Source organism: Cetobacterium sp., from assembly GCF_977044495.1.
Genome location: NZ_CDRRQU010000030.1, coordinates 13,933 through 29,650 on the forward strand (window position 1 = coordinate 13,933; position 15,718 = coordinate 29,650).

Sequence of the window (15,718 nt, forward strand, 5' to 3'; positions counted from 1 at the left end):
ATGAAAGTAATATTACCAAATGGAGATATAAAAGAGTTTGAAAACAGTATGAATATGTTTGAAATTGCAAAATCAATAAGTAACTCTTTAGCTAAAAAAGCTCTTGGAGCAAAAGTGGATGGGAAGGAAGTTGATATGAGTTATGTGTTAGATAGAGATGCTCATGTTGAAATAATAACTCCAGAAACAGAGGAGGGAGAGGAGATAATAAAGCACTCCACTGCCCATTTATTAGCTCAAGCAGTAATTAGACTATTCCCGGGAACTAAGGTAGCGATAGGTCCAGCAATAGAAAATGGATTTTATTACGACTTTGATCCTGAAACTCAGTTTACAGATGAAGATTTAGAAAAAATTGAAGCTGAAATGAGAAAAATTACGAAAGAAAATATAAAAGTTGAAAGAATAGAAATGACTAGAGATGAAGCAATAGAGCATTTTAAAAATCTTGGAGAGACTTATAAAGTGGAAATTATAGAAAGTATTCCAGCTAATGAGATATTAACATTTTATAAACAAGGAGATTTTATAGACCTATGTAGAGGACCACACGTACCTTCAACATCATATTTGAAGGCTTTCAAATTAAAGTCAGTAGCGGGAGCTTACTGGAGAGGGGACTCTAACAATAAAATGTTACAAAGAATCTATGGATTTGCATTTGCAACAGAGCCTCAATTGAAAGCACATCTAAAATTTTTAGAAGAAGCTGAGAAGAGAGACCATAGAAAACTAGGAAGAGAGTTAGAGTTGTTCTTTACAAGTGACTTTGGACCGGGATTCCCATTTTTCTTACCAAATGGAATGAAAATGAGAAATGTTTTGACAGATTTGTGGAGAAGAGAACATGAGAGAGCCGGGTATGAAATGATTCAAACTCCAATAATGCTAAATAAAGAGTTATGGGAAACTTCAGGGCATTGGATGAACTATAGAGAAAATATGTATACATCAGAAATTGATGAAACAGAGTTTGCTATTAAACCAATGAACTGTCCAGGTGGAGTTTTAGTATATAAACATGGGATGCATTCATATAAAGATTTACCGATAAGAGCGGGGGAATTGGGAATTGTTCATAGACATGAATTTTCAGGGGCTCTTCATGGACTGATGAGAGTAAGAAATTTTACTCAAGATGATGCCCATATTTTCATGACTCCTGAGCAAATTGAGGATGAAATTATAGGAGTAGTAAATTTAATAGACAAGTTTTATAGAGGATTATTTGGATTTGAATATGCTATAGAGCTATCGACAAGACCTGAAAAAGCAATTGGTTCACAAGAGATTTGGGATAAAGCGGAGTCAGCATTGGAGGGAGCTTTAAAAAGATTAGGAAGAGATTATAAATTAAATCCAGGAGATGGAGCTTTCTATGGACCAAAATTAGATTTTAAGATTAAAGACGCTATTGGGAGAACTTGGCAGTGTGGAACTATTCAATTAGACTTCAACTTACCAGAAAGATTTGATATCTCCTATGTGGGGGAAGATGGAGAAAAGCATAGACCAGTAATGATTCATAGAGTTGTTTATGGTTCTTTAGAAAGATTTATGGGAATTTTAATAGAACACTATGCAGGGGCTTTTCCAACTTGGTTAGCGCCTTGTCAAGTTAAAGTGCTAACTATAAATGATGAAGTTGTTCCTTATGCTGAGGAAGTTGTAGATATGTTGAAAGTAGCTGGAATCAGAGTGGAAATAGATACAAGGGCTGAATCTATTGGATACAAAATCAGAGAGGCTAATGGAAGATATAAAATTCCGGTTCAGTTGATAATTGGAAAAAATGAAGTGGAGAACAGAGAGGTAAATGTAAGAAGATTTGGTTCTCAAGCTCAAGAGTCTATGTCATTAGAAAGTTTTATAGATATGATGAAAGAGGAAGCAACTCCTAAATTTAATGATTAATATTTTAAGACTGCACCTATCTAAGGTGTAGTCTTTTTTTGTATCAATCTGAAAGGAGCTCTTGCTTTTATTTTAAAATTGTGATAGAATCAGGAGTAAAATAAATATAAACCCATAGTGTATATGGTAGATGTTCGGAAACCTCCATCTCAAAAAAACTAGGCTTAAAATATTAAAATATAAGGGGAAAGTTATACCCTTTTTTAAATTTGAGCAGGAGTTTCCTGCTCTTTTTTTATTCAAAAATAGAATTGGGAGAAGAAAATGGGTATTAGATACAGTAAGATAGAAAATAAAAATAAAAGAGAGATAGTTTTGTTAAAAAGTTTTCCGTGTAAGTATGGAAAGTGTAAATTTTGTAATTATATAGAGGATAATTCAACTGATGAGTTGGAGATAAATAAAATTAATTTGAAAATTATGGAAGAAATTACAGGTGAATTTGGAGCGTTGGAAGTAATAAATTCTGGATCAGTATTTGAATTACCAATGGAAACATTACAAAAAATAAGAGAAGTTGTTTATCAAAAGAGTATAAAAATCCTGTATTTTGAGATTTACTATGGGTATAAAAATAGAGTGGATGAAATCAGAGAATTTTTTAAAGGTGTGGAGATAAGGTTTAGAATGGGAATGGAAACTTTTGATAATGATTTTAGAATAAACTCCTATGGTAAAAATTTCAAAATAGACATTGTAGAAATAGAGGATTTAAGTAAAAAACTATATTCAATATGTTTACTGGTTTGCGTTAAAGGTCAGACAAAAGAGATGATAGAAAAAGATATTGAATTAGGATTGAAATATTTTAAAAGTGTAACTGTGAATATATTTGTAGATAATGGAACTGAAGTAAAAAGAGACGAAGAGCTTGTGAAGTGGTTTGTAGAAAAGTATAGACATTTACAGGATAATTCGAGAGTGGAGCTATTGATTGATAATAAAGATTTAGGAGTTTTTGAACAATAATTTTTTAAAGGAGACGGTTATGAGAAATGAAGTTTTATGGGTAACAATGCTTTTTGTCAATTTTTTTAGTATAATTTTTATATACAAAAAATTTGGGAAGTTAGGACTTTTTATTTGGGTTCCAATAAGTAGTATATTAGCAAATATTCAGGTTGTACTTTTAGTAAATCTTTTTGGATTTGAAACGACTTTGGGGAATATAATGTATGCTGGTGGATTTTTAGTCACGGATATTCTATCTGAAAACTATGGTGAAGAAGAGGCAAAGAGTGCAGTAAAACTTGGGTTTGTAAGTATGATTGTAACTGCAGTAATAATGAAGTTAGCAGTATCTTTTGTTCCAAGCGCAGTTCAGGAGGGAGCAGAAAATTTTAAAAGTTTAAAAATGATATTCGACTTTATGCCAAGAATATTGTTTGCAGGTTTGATTGCCTATGGAGTTTCACAAAGACATGATGTTTGGGCCTATAAATTTTGGAAAAATAAATTTCCGAATAAAAAGCATATTTGGATAAGAAATAACTTTAGCACATTAGTAAGTCAGCTAATTGATAATTTGATTTTTACAACAATTGCTTTTGCAGGAGTTTACCCACTTGAAGTTTTAATAGAGATATTTTTTGTAACTTATGTTATGAAAGTTATAGTGGCTACAATGGATACACCTTTCGTATATTTAGCTAGTTATCTGAAGGAAAACAAGGGTGTGACAGAAAAAATACTTATCTAGTGTTGAGGATTCTCAACACTTTTTTTGATGTAAAATAGTATTGAAAAAAAAGGATATCTATACTAGAATAAGTAAAACAATTAAAACAGTCAAAATTGTTTAACAGGAGGACTTATGAAAGTAGTAGTGGCTATCGACTCATTTAAAGGAAGTTTGAGTTCATTTGAGCTTGGACAGGAAATAGAGAATGGAATAAAAAAAGTATATCCGGAAGCTAAGGTAATAAAAGTACCAATAGCTGATGGAGGAGAGGGAACAGTAGCTTCTCTAGTTGAAGGAACAAAAGGTAAATTTGTAACAGTAGCAGTAAATAATCCTCTTATGGAGAAAATTGAAGCTAGATACGGGATAATGGGGGATGGAAAAACAGCTGTAATAGAGATGGCTGAGGCATCTGGATTACCTTTAATACCAGTGGAAAAAAGAAATCCTATGAAGACAACAACTTATGGAACAGGAGAGTTAATAAAAGATGCTATCTCAAAAGGATGTCGTGAATTTGTAGTTGGAATAGGTGGAAGTGCTACAAATGATGCAGGACTTGGGATGTTACAAGCTTTGGGATACAAATTTTTGGATGAAAATAAAAAGGAATTGGGATATGGAGGAGAGATTTTATCCAAGGTAAGGTATATAGATTCAACAAAAAGATTACCTGAATTAAAAGACTGTAAATTTTTAGTTGCTTGTGATGTAGATAACCCTTTTTATGGTCCAAAGGGAGCTGCTGAAATCTATTCAAGGCAGAAAGGTGCCACTGAAGAGATGGTAAAGGAGTTAGATAAAGGATTGAAGGACCTGTCGGAAGTGATAAAAAAAGAGTTGAACATAGATGTTTCTAATCTTTCAGGAGCTGGTGCAGCAGGAGGTTTAGGAGGAGGTCTAGTAGCTTTTCTAAATGGTAAATTATCTCCGGGAATAGATATGATATTGGAAAAGGTAGGTTTAGAAAAAGAATTAAAAGATGCTGATTTTGTTATAACAGGAGAAGGACGGCTAGATTATCAAACAGCTATGGGAAAAGCACCAGTAGGGGTTGCAAAAATAGCTAAAAAATTTGATATTCCTGTAATAGGATTGGCAGGGGGAGTAACTGATGAAGCTGGTCAAACTCATGAAAAAGGAATTGATAGTTTTTTCTCAATAATAAACTATCCGATAACTTTAGAGGAAGCTATGAAAAAAGAGACAGCAAAGAAGTTTGTAAAAGGAAATACAGAGGAGATATTTAGATTAATAAGAGTTTGTGAGAAAAAATACTCAAAGTAAAATGGGAGGAAAAGATGACAGCATTTGGAGCAGTATTGGGACTAATAATAGCTATAATATTGATAATGAGAAAGGCTAATCCGGCATATAGTTTAATTTTAGGTGCAATAATAGGTGGATTAGCAGGGGGAGTATCTCTTCCAGAAACAGTTAATTTAATGGTGAGTGGAGTAAAGGATGTGACACCAGCAATAGTTAGAATTATAACAGCGGGTATCTTGGCAGGAATATTGATAAAAACAGAGGCGGCTACAAAGATAGCTGAAACAATTATAGATAAACTAGGTGAAAAAAGGGCAATATTTGCGTTGGCTTTGTCAGCACTTATTTTAACAGCAATAGGTGTATTTATAGATGTAGCAGTAATAACAGTTGCTCCGATTGCACTAGCTATAGCTAGAAGATTAAAAATATCTAAAATGGCAATGCTGTGTGCAATGATAGGTGGCGGGAAATCGGGAAATATAATATCACCAAATCCAAATACAATAGCAGCCGCAGAAAACTTTGGAGCATCCCTTCCATCTGTTATGTGGGTAAATCTAATTCCAGCGGTAGTTGGGCTATTTGCGACAATTCTGATAGCTAAACTTTTGATTGAAAAGGGAGAAAAGGTTTTGGAAGAAGAGATTGAACAAGGCAGTGGAGAAAACTTACCGAGTTTTTTTGGAAGCATAATAGGTCCGATTGTAACAATAACTTTATTGGCTTTGAGACCGATAGCTGGAATTAATATAGATCCATTGATAGCACTTCCAGTTGGTGGATTAGTTGGAATTGTAGTAATGGGGAAAACATCAAAATTAAAAGAGTCTATGGAATATGGTTTGCAAAAGATGTCAGGAGTTGCTATTCTTTTAATAGGAACAGGAACAGTTGCAGGAATAATAAAAAATTCTACACTGAGGGATGTTACGTTATCACTTTTGGGAAAGGCTAATATCAGTGAGGAATTAATAGCGCCAATAGCTGGAGCTTTGATGTCGGGAGCAACAGCTTCAACAACAGCTGGTGCCACAATAGCTTCTGGAACGTTTTCTGGAGTAATATTAGCTGCAGGGGTAAGTGCTGTTTGGGGAGCTGCAATGGTAAATTCAGGAGCGACAGTTTTAGACCATCTACCTCATGGGTCATTTTTCCACAGTACTGGCGGAGCAAGTAACACGAAATTAGAAGAAAGACTAAAATTGATTCCTTATGAATCAGCAATAGGATTTGTATTAGCTCTTTCAACTTTTATAACTTATTTAGTAATTGGATAAAAAAGGATGCTGGAAATTTTTCAGCATCCTTTTTTACATAATAATATCTTCTCTTTGAATCTCTTTAACCTCGCCGGGAATCATTCCTTCGAGCGTTAAATTTCCAAATTTTATTCTTTTTAGATAGATGACTTTATTTTTTACAGCTTTTAACATTTTTTTTACCTGATGATATTTTCCTTCTGTAATGGTTAAATGAATACTTTTAGGACTTAGGTACTCTACTTTGCTGGGAAGTGCGGTATAGTTAGTATCTAAAGTAATACCATTTTCTAAAGCCTCGATATCCTCAGAGGAAATTTCTCGGTCCAATTCAACGTAGTATGTTTTTTCCATGTTTCTATTTGGATGAGCCATAGCATGGCTCAAATCGCCGTCACTTGTAAAAAGTAAGAGTCCTTCAGTATCTCGGTCTAGTCGACCCACAGGAAAAACAGAGTTTTTGTCGATAGATTCAGGTAGAAGTTCAGCGACAGTTTTTTTGTTTTTATCTTCCATTGCGGTTATATACCCAGCTATCTTATACATAACATAGTATTTCAGTTGCTTTTTTTCAGGAATAACTCCATCAAAAGTAATAATATCCTTTTCCCATTCCACATCAGTAGCGTCATTGACTTCGATATTACCATTAACAGTAACTCTTCCTTGAGCAATTGCAACTTTTATTTTTTTTCTACTTGCAACACCACACTGAACTAAATATTTTTCTAATCTCAAATTTTAACCTCACAAAATTTATTTTACATAAGATGTTAACATATTTTAAGTAAATTTGCAAAATAGACTATTTTTTTCAAATAAATTGTGTTAATTTATACTTGGGTTAAATAAATTTAAATAGATTTTGGGAGGGAAAATGAGTTTTTTAGTAGAAAAATTTTTAGAGTATGTTGAGATAGATACGACGCCTGATTCGAAAAGTCAGTCGTGTCCAAGTAGTGAACTTCAGTGGAATTTAGCTAAAATTATAGTTAAAGATTTAGAGGAAATTGGTTTAGTAAATATATCGTTGGATAAAAATGGATATATTATGGGAACTTTACCATCAAATACGGAAAAAAATATTCCAACAATTGGGTTTATAGCTCATATGGACACAGCACCGTCATTTAATGGGAAAGAGATAAAACCAAGGCTTATAGATAATTATGATGGAAATGATATTGTATTAAATAGTGACTTAAATATAGTGATGGCTGTAAAAGACTTTCCAGAGCTGAAAAAATATGTCAATCAAAGATTAATTGTGACAGATGGAACGACTCTTTTAGGAGCGGATGACAAGGCTGGTATAGTTGAGATAATGACAGCATTGAAATATTTGAAAGAAAATCCTACTATTGAGCATGGTGAAATAAAAATAGGAATAACGCCTGACGAGGAGATTGGGAGAGGAGCAAATCTATTTGATGTAGAAAAATTTGGAGCGGAGTTTGCATATACAGTTGATGGTGGAGAGGTTGGAGAGTTGGAGTTTGAAAATTTCAATGCAGCTTTAGCAAATGTAGTCATTAAAGGAAGAGATATTCATCCGGGAGCTTCAAAAAATAAGATGATAAATTCAATGCTGTTGGGGATGGAGTTAAATGCTATGTTACCAGTTAATGAAAGACCGGAGTATACAGAGGGGTACGAAGGATTTTTCTTATTGACTAATTTTAAAGGGACAGTAGAATTGACTGAGATGGATTATATAGTGAGAGACCATTCAAAAGAAAAGTTTGCAGAAAAAAAGGAACTGATAACAAATGCTGTAAAATATCTTCAAGAAAAATATAGAGATGGAGAGATAGTTTTAACATTAAAAGATAGTTATTATAATATGAAAGAGATGATAGAGCCTGTTTACCATATCGTGGATTTAGCCAAAAACGCAATGGTTGAGGTTGGAGTAAAACCAATAATAAAACCTATCAGAGGTGGAACTGATGGAGCAAGACTATCATTCAAAGGACTACCTTGTCCAAATATATTTACAGGTGGGCATAACTTCCATGGTAAATTTGAATTTATTCCAATAGAATCAATGGAAAAATCAGTAAAAGTAATATTAAAAATTGTTGAAATTTTATCGAGATAAGCTGTCTTTGAGGAGGAAAGATGAAGACATACCATTTTATAATTAAAGGCGAAGTTCAAGGAGTGGGGTATAGAATAACAGCATATATGAATGCCACAAGACTTGGAGTTAATGGAACCGTAAAAAATTTATCAAATGACAATGTAGAAGTTTTTGCTCAAGGAGACGAGAATCTAATTGATAATTTTCGAAAATATTTGAAAATGGGGTCTTCAATGAGCCGTGTTGATGAGATAGAAGAAAATGTTTTGGACAGAGCGAAATTTGAGGATTTCAAAGTTATATATTGATTAGAAAGGAGAAAGAAAGAACTTTCTCCTTTTATTATATAAAATTATAGATATAAAGTTTTAGTTTTTTATTGAGAATATGACGTTATTCAAAAGCATTGCTAAATCGGCGGCATTACATTCAACAACATGAGCAACGATAGTCTCATTGTCCTCATTTTTTATATTTACAAAAACTCTATCATTTATTAAAAAAAGTTCTGTAACTACTCCTTCAGCAATCTTATACGAGCCAGTAGCTTTAGAAAGTGCAAAAATTTCAAATCCTTCTGCTGAGATATCTAGAGAATCTGACTGTTGTTGTTTTAAAAAATTTCTAGCTAGTTCTTCTGACTGTACATAAAAATTTTCTAAGATTTCTACGTATCTATTTTTTTTAGTTAATTTATCAATCAAGATAGCTAGAGAAAATGGATGATAAATATCCTCTACACTGTATGGGGATGGAACTTGCTCCTTGTTTTTAAGGAATATTTCAACTCCATTTTCACCATATTTTATAGTTTCAATAATAGGAGTTTTACTGTCATCTAAGTAGTCAATAACATCAATTTTTAAATCACCAACAGATAATTTTTTAGTTTTTTCTTTTTTCATCAATGTTTCAAATTCATCTTCGATTTTTTCGTAAAAGTTAACGACAAAATCGTTAAAAAAATTTTCTTTCATAAATATATCACCACCAATATTTTTTTAATATTATAACATAAAATTCGTGGTATAATGTAAAGAAGAGAAAAAATAGCGAGGTAGATAAAATGATAATTTGTCCAGTTTGTAGCAAAAAAATGACAAAAATAGAAAGAAAGTATATATGTGAGCGAGCTCATAACTTTGATATTTCAAAATATAATCATGTAAATCTATTGTTATCCAATCAAAAAAATAGTAAAATTCCTGGAGACAGTAAAGAGATGGTTTTAAGTAGAAAAAATTACTTAGAAAAGGGCTATTATAAAGGGATATCTGATGGTGTCAATCAGGTTGTTGAGAATTATTTAAGTGATAAAAAACAGTTGAATATATTGGATATAGGTTGTGGAGAGGGATACTATACAAACAGATTGAAAAAGAAATTAGATGAACTAAATATAAAGAGCAATATTGTGGGAATAGATATCTCAAAAGAGGCTATTATTTCAGCGGCAAAATCATATAAAGACATGGAGTGGATTGTAGCAAGTGCAAGTTCATTGCCAATAGAGAATGAAGCATTGGATTTTATAATATGTATGTTTGCTAAAATAATTCCAGAGGAGAATATGAGAGCTTTAAAAAAGGGTGGAAAGTTGATAGTTGTTTCAACTGGTGAAAATCACTTACTACAATTAAAAGAGGTAGTTTATGAGTCTGTAAGAAAAGATTTCTACTCCCCCATAGAGGATTTAAAAATGTTTAGACATTTAGAAACTGTAAATTTAAAATACAATATAGAAATTTTAGAGAGGGAGAGTATAGAGAATCTATTTAATATGACTCCGTACAGATGGAGAAGTCCTCAAAAAGGTATTGAAAAACTATTTGAACTTGATAAATTAACAACTACAGTTGAAGTAAATATAGATATTTTTGAAAAAAATTGAAAAAATAAAACTTTTATAAAAAAAATTACGTCAAAAAGGTATAGTTAAAAAGTTAGCAATAATTTTTTACTATGAGAAGAATTTATACTTACAAAAGTATTATTTAATCCCCCCCTGTAAACGACCTTCTATCCCCCCCGGAAGGTCGTTTCATTATTTTTTGTACTTCTAATAAATATTTAGAAGTATTTTTTTTTACTACGTTATGTTGTATAATATACTAGGTCAATTTTAGGGGGAGATAAAGCTGAAACAGATTGATAGAATTATCTTAATAAACGTAATTACAACAGCAATAATTTCAGGTGTATTTAATGTTTTTACAGGGATACACGTCAAAAATTTGGGGTTTGGGGAGGGAATAGTAGGGCAAGTACTCTCAATAGGAAGTGTTTCAATAGCAGTGGGATCAATGTTGAATGCCTATCTGAGTTCAAAAGTAGGTTTTAAAAAAACTATTTCATTGGGATTAGTTCTAATGAGTATAGGAGTTTTAGGTGTAAGTTTTATAACGGACTCATTTTTAATTAAAATATTTTCTGGATTGATGGGGATGGGCTATGGATTTCCATTTTCTTCCATAGGAGTACTTTTAATCGAAAACTCTTCAGAGGAAGATAGAGTTAAAGTTTTTAGTAAAAATTTTGTGAGTCAGAGCTTAGGAACTGTCTGTACTAGTTATGGTGCTGGGAAACTAATTAAAACTTTTGGAAAAATTTTTGCAGCAGAAAAATCAATTCCATTGGTTTATTTATTTTGTGCTTTTTTAATTTTATTTAGTTTTTATCCTTTAAGCGGTTTAAAGGGGAGAGAGATAACAAAAAATAAAAAAAGCAAAGATTTTTTTAAAGGTTTTAAAGAGGTTATGAGTGGTCAGGCTTTAAAATTTGTTATGTATAATACAATAATAGGGTTTGGAGCAGGGCTGGTAGTTCCATTTTTTAGTGTATATTTAAAATTTTCTTTAAATATAGACAATGAAAAGGTTGGAGTTATTATGGGATTATCTCAGTTGGGATTAGTTGTAGGTGGATTATCAGTTCCGTATATATCCAAAGTTTTAGGAAGAGAAAACACTGTTGTAATATGCCAACTGTTATCAATTCCATTTTTGATATCGATTGCTTTTCCACAAAATATTTTTATATTGGGAGTTGCTTTTCTTTTGAGATCAACGTTGATGAATCTAAATCAACCACTCATTCAAAATATATCTTTAGAGACCGTAGATTATGAAAATAGAGCATTGATGAGCAGTGTAGTATCTATGTCATCAAATGTGACAAGAGCGATAAGTATGATCATCGCAGGATATATGATGGAAAATATATCATATAATTTTCCATATTATATAACGGTGATTTTATACTTAATCGGAACTGCAGTTTTTTATAAAAATTTTAAAATGGAAAAACCATTGAGAGGAGGAGCGGATGAATAAGAATTTTGTTCATTTACACTTACATACAGAATACAGTCTCCTAGATGGGGTTGGAAAGATAGAGGAGTATTTGGAAAGAGCTAAGAGCTTGAATATGAAAGCTATAGCTATAACAGATCATGGGAATATGTATGGAGCTATAGAGTTTTATAAATATGCCATGAAAAAGGGAATTAAACCAATTATAGGTATTGAAGCATATATATCAGAGTTTCAAATGGAAAAAAAAGAGGGAAGGAACTTTCATTTAATACTTTTGGCTAAAAATTTGACTGGATACAAAAATCTTTTAAAAATATCATCAATGGGGTTTTTAAAAGGATTTTATTATAGACCTCGTATTGATAAAGAGTTTTTAAAAGAACATAGCGAGGGAATCATTGCTTTGTCAGCGTGTATGCAAGGAGAGATTTCAAGAGCAATTCTTGAAAATGAAAATGAAAAAGTTATAGACAAAAAGATAGAGGAATATGTAGAAATTTTTGGTAAAGAAAATTTCTATTTAGAGATTCAAGGAAATGGGATTGATGGTCAAAGGGAGCTGAATAAAGAGTTACAAAGATACTCTAAAAAACATGGGTTGAAATGTGTGGCGACAAATGATACTCATTATGTATATGAAGGTGATCATGTATTACAAGATTTGGTAATTTGTATTCAGACCGGAGCTAAAGTTTCGGATACAAATAGGATGAAAATAGAGACTAAAGAACTATTTTTAAAGAGTAGAATGGAGGTTATAAACTCTTTAGGTGATGAATTTATAGAAGCTATTGATACGACGGAAGAGATAGCCGATAGATGCAATCTGAACTTAGAATTTGGAGAGTTAAAATTTCCCAAATACGAAATTCCAAGCTGTGTAAAAACTCCCGGGGAGTTTTTAAGAAAAATAGTATATAAAGGCTTGTCTCAAAGATACCCAACTGGGTTAAGTGAAGAGCTTCTAAAAAGAGTAGAGTACGAATTGGATGTTATTTTAAAGATGGGGTATGAGGAGTACTTTATAGTTGTGTGGGATTTTATCTCCTATGCAAAAGGAAAAAATATACCGATTGGACCTGGAAGGGGTTCAGCGGCAGGAAGTTTGGTTGCATATGCTTTAAAAATAACAGACTTGGATCCTATAAAGTATAACCTAATCTTTGAAAGATTTTTAAACCCTGAAAGAGTTTCTATGCCAGATATAGATATAGATATTTGTCAGGAAAGAAGAGAAGAAGTAATTGAGTATGTAACTCAAAAATATGGAGAAGATAAAGTAGCACAGATAATAACATTTGGAAGAATGAAAGCCAGAGCAGCTTTAAGAGATGTAGGGAGAGTTCTGGATGTCAATTTGATAAAAGTAGATAAGGTGGCAAAATTAATACCTGCATTTTCAACTTTAGAAGAAGCATTAAAAGCGAATTCAGAGTTAAGAGAGTTATATGTAGAGGATAGTGAGATTAGAAATCTAATAAATTTATCACAAAGATTGGAAAATAAAGTGAGACACGCATCTATTCATGCTGCGGGGGTTGTAATAACAAAGGATTCTTTGATGGATGTGGTACCTTTATACAGCGATAACAAGGAGCATAAGATTTCTACGCAGTACCAAATGAAGGAATTGGAAGAGTTAGGACTGCTTAAAATGGATTTTCTAGGGCTTAGAAATTTGACGAATATTCAGAGAACTATTGAATATATTAGGGAAAGTAAAGGAAAAAACATAAAATTAGAAGAGATTTCATTAAATGAAACTTCAGTATATGAGATGCTCTCATCTGGAGATAGTTTAGGGGTATTTCAACTGGAATCTATAGGTATAAGGAAAATATTGGTTCAATTAAAACCAAATAGATTTGAGGATGTCATAGCGTTGTTGGCCCTTTATCGTCCAGGACCGCTTGGATCAGGTATGGTTGAAAGTTTTATAAATTGTAAAAATGGCTTAGAGGAGATAAAATATCCTCATCCAACTTTAGAAAAAGTATTAAAAGAGACATATGGAGTTATACTGTACCAAGAGCAGGTTATGAAAATAGCCAATATAATGGCAAGTTATTCTTTAGGTGAAGCTGATCTTTTAAGAAGAGCGATGGGAAAGAAACAAGCTTCTATAATGGATGAGAACAGGGAGAAGTTTGTAAAGAGATCTATAGACAACGGTTATTCTAAGGAAAAAGCAGAGGAAATATTTGATTTGATAGATAAGTTTGCAGGATATGGATTTAATAAATCTCATTCGGCAGCATATGCACTAATTGCCTATTGGACTGCATACTTTAAGTGTTTCTATCCAGAGGAGTACTATGCTTCTATAATGACTTCTGAGAAAAGTAATGTTGAAAATGTTGCATTTTACATAGAGGATGCAAAGGCTCACAAGTTAGAGTTGAAATTATCAGACGTCAATAATCCAGTATCTAAATTTACTGTGGAGAATGGAGGAATCAGATTTTCTTTAGCAGCTATAAAAAATGTGGGAGAGAGTCTGGCTCAAAAAATACAAATGGAGTTTGAAAAAAATGGAAACTATTTAAGATATGAGGACTTTATATATAGATTGAGAGGACAAGGACTTAATAAAAAAAATATAGAAGCGTTGGTTTATTCTGGAGCTTTAGATTCTCTTCCTGGAAATCGTAAGCAAAAGATAGAATCGATTGAAAAAGTTATTGATTATGCAAATAAAAAAATCAAAGAAGATGATATCCAACAGATGAATCTTTTTGGAGGAGCAAAATCAGAAGTAGTAAACTTTGTTTTTCCAGATGTAACAGATTTTACTCCAGATGAGAAATTAGAGAAGGAGAAGGAATTTTTAGGATTTTATTATAGTGCACATCCTTTAGATAGGTATGACTGGTTAATAAAAACTTATAAAATGAACAAGGTTTCAGAGATAAAATTAGAAAATCCACTACATATGGTTAAAACTTATGGTATACTAAGGGATGTAAAAAAAATTTTGACAAAAAAAACAAGAGAACCAATGTGTACTTTTATTCTAGAGGATTATTACGATCAGATTTCTGGAATTATTTTCCCACGGGAGTATAAAGATTATTTAAGTGTGGAATTAGAAGGAAAAGCGGTAGTAATAGATGGAAGTATTCAAGTGGATTATTTTAATGGAAATGAAAATAAAAAGTTGGTTGTAAAGAGTATAAAAGCTTTAAACTCTATCGAATTTAATAAAAAAAATAGAATGTATATATTGATAAATGAAAAATCTAAAGATAAATACAATAGACTAAAAGAGATTCTTTTGAACAGTAAAGGAGATGTTCCTTTAAGTTTTGCCATAGATATTGATGGAAATAAGGAGTTAAAAAACTCAAAGTTGTCGGTTGAAATAACACCTAAATTAATAAAAAAAATAGAGGAATTATTAGGAGAAAAAAGTGTAGTTATAAAATAAGATTACACTTGTAATGTAATCTTGAATGATTTTTTAAATTATGTTAGAATAAGTGATAAAAACTGATGGAGGAGTTATGAAAAAAGAAGAATTTCAAATTGAAGATTTAATTGATATCTTAAGTGAATGTGGATTAACTGAGATTAGTTATGAGGAAAATGAGAATTTAAAAATAAAAGTGAAAAAATCTCCACAGCCAAAAGTTGTAATGTCTAGAGAAACTCCACAACCTCTAAAAGAGATTAATAAAAAAGAGGAAAATATAAAAGCAGTAGTCTCTACGGGAATAGGAAAATATTTTTATAAGGATGTTGTTAAAATAGGTGATAGAATAAAAGTGGGACAAGATCTTGGTTACATCTATGTAATGGGATTAAAAACACCTTTAAAAGCGACAGTAGGTGGAGAAGTGATGGATATAACCGTGGAAGATGGTGGAGTAGTTGACTACGGTAAAGTGTTATTAAAAGTGAAGGCCACGGCAAGATAATTGGGAGGATTTTATGTTTAAAAAAATATTGATTGCTAATAGGGGTGAAATTGCTGTTAGGATAATAAGAGCGGCGAGAGAGTTAGGAATAAAGACAGTCGCTGTATATTCAGAGGCAGATAAAGATAGTTTACACGTTAGATTAGCGGATGAAGCAGTTTGTATAGGGGGACCTTTAAGTACGGAATCATATTTAAAAATACCCAATATATTGGCGGCAGCAGAGATAACAGGGGCAAATGCAATACATCCGGGATATGGATTTTTATCTGAAAATG

Annotated in this window: 14 protein-coding genes; 12 read left to right on the top strand and 2 right to left on the bottom strand. The window is 32.0% G+C overall.

The window, feature by feature from the left end; translation table 11 throughout:
* The 5 genes from thrS (at nucleotide 1) to ACWI69_RS08265 (ending at nucleotide 6,144) form a co-directional block, all read left to right on the top strand.
* On the top strand, nucleotides 1-1,914 hold the full coding sequence (gene thrS, locus ACWI69_RS08245) for a threonine--tRNA ligase (RefSeq protein ID WP_448821365.1): 1,914 nt from the start codon (nucleotides 1-3) through the stop codon (nucleotides 1,912-1,914).
* A 264-nt stretch (nucleotides 1,915-2,178) separates the two neighbouring features.
* Complete coding sequence (locus tag ACWI69_RS08250; protein ID WP_448821366.1) at nucleotides 2,179-2,883, top strand: radical SAM protein; 705 nt, start codon at nucleotides 2,179-2,181, stop codon at nucleotides 2,881-2,883.
* A 19-nt stretch (nucleotides 2,884-2,902) separates the two neighbouring features.
* Entirely contained in the window at nucleotides 2,903-3,613 is a 711-nt protein-coding gene (locus ACWI69_RS08255; protein WP_448821367.1) for a queuosine precursor transporter, read from the top strand.
* 114 nt (nucleotides 3,614-3,727) lie between these two features.
* Nucleotides 3,728-4,882 (top strand): glycerate kinase family protein, encoded by a 1,155-nt coding sequence (locus tag ACWI69_RS08260; protein ID WP_448821368.1) that lies wholly within the window; start codon nucleotides 3,728-3,730, stop codon nucleotides 4,880-4,882.
* A 14-nt stretch (nucleotides 4,883-4,896) separates the two neighbouring features.
* Nucleotides 4,897-6,144, top strand: a complete 1,248-nt coding sequence (locus tag ACWI69_RS08265) for a GntP family permease (protein WP_448821369.1) — start codon at nucleotides 4,897-4,899, stop codon at nucleotides 6,142-6,144.
* 33 nt (nucleotides 6,145-6,177) lie between these two features.
* On the opposite strand, the gene ACWI69_RS08270 is transcribed toward ACWI69_RS08265, so the two are convergent.
* On the bottom strand, nucleotides 6,178-6,864 hold the full coding sequence (locus ACWI69_RS08270; protein WP_448821370.1) for a pseudouridine synthase: 687 nt from the start codon (nucleotides 6,862-6,864) through the stop codon (nucleotides 6,178-6,180).
* 139 nt (nucleotides 6,865-7,003) lie between these two features.
* Here ACWI69_RS08270 and pepT point away from each other — a divergent pair, with 139 nt between their 5' ends.
* On the top strand, nucleotides 7,004-8,227 hold the full coding sequence (gene pepT, locus ACWI69_RS08275; protein WP_448821371.1) for a peptidase T: 1,224 nt from the start codon (nucleotides 7,004-7,006) through the stop codon (nucleotides 8,225-8,227).
* A 20-nt stretch (nucleotides 8,228-8,247) separates the two neighbouring features.
* Nucleotides 8,248-8,517 carry an acylphosphatase gene (locus tag ACWI69_RS08280; RefSeq protein ID WP_448821372.1) on the top strand — a complete coding sequence of 90 codons (270 nt, stop codon included), beginning with the start codon at nucleotides 8,248-8,250 and terminating at the stop codon, nucleotides 8,515-8,517.
* 60 nt (nucleotides 8,518-8,577) lie between these two features.
* Here ACWI69_RS08280 and ACWI69_RS08285 read toward each other — a convergent pair whose 3' ends face one another.
* Nucleotides 8,578-9,186 carry a hypothetical protein gene (locus ACWI69_RS08285; protein WP_448821373.1) on the bottom strand — a complete coding sequence of 203 codons (609 nt, stop codon included), beginning with the start codon at nucleotides 9,184-9,186 and terminating at the stop codon, nucleotides 8,578-8,580.
* Between the two features lie 89 nt (nucleotides 9,187-9,275).
* Here ACWI69_RS08285 and ACWI69_RS08290 point away from each other — a divergent pair, with 89 nt between their 5' ends.
* From ACWI69_RS08290 to ACWI69_RS08310, 5 genes are all read left to right on the top strand, one after another.
* A complete protein-coding gene (locus ACWI69_RS08290) occupies nucleotides 9,276-10,100 on the top strand; it encodes a methyltransferase domain-containing protein (protein ID WP_448821374.1) in 825 nt (274 codons plus the stop codon).
* Between the two features lie 283 nt (nucleotides 10,101-10,383).
* Nucleotides 10,384-11,541 (top strand): MFS transporter, encoded by a 1,158-nt coding sequence (locus tag ACWI69_RS08295; protein ID WP_448821378.1) that lies wholly within the window; start codon nucleotides 10,384-10,386, stop codon nucleotides 11,539-11,541.
* Nucleotides 11,534-14,950, top strand: coding sequence for a DNA polymerase III subunit alpha (locus ACWI69_RS08300; protein ID WP_448821375.1), 3,417 nt, complete (start codon nucleotides 11,534-11,536; stop codon nucleotides 14,948-14,950). The genes ACWI69_RS08295 and ACWI69_RS08300 overlap by 8 nt, the downstream gene beginning before the upstream one ends.
* 76 nt (nucleotides 14,951-15,026) lie before the next feature.
* Nucleotides 15,027-15,440 (top strand): acetyl-CoA carboxylase biotin carboxyl carrier protein, encoded by a 414-nt coding sequence (locus tag ACWI69_RS08305; RefSeq protein WP_448821376.1) that lies wholly within the window; start codon nucleotides 15,027-15,029, stop codon nucleotides 15,438-15,440.
* 13 nt (nucleotides 15,441-15,453) lie between these two features.
* Nucleotides 15,454-15,718: biotin carboxylase N-terminal domain-containing protein (locus tag ACWI69_RS08310; protein WP_448821377.1), on the top strand; the 265-nt coding region annotated here is incomplete at its 3' end.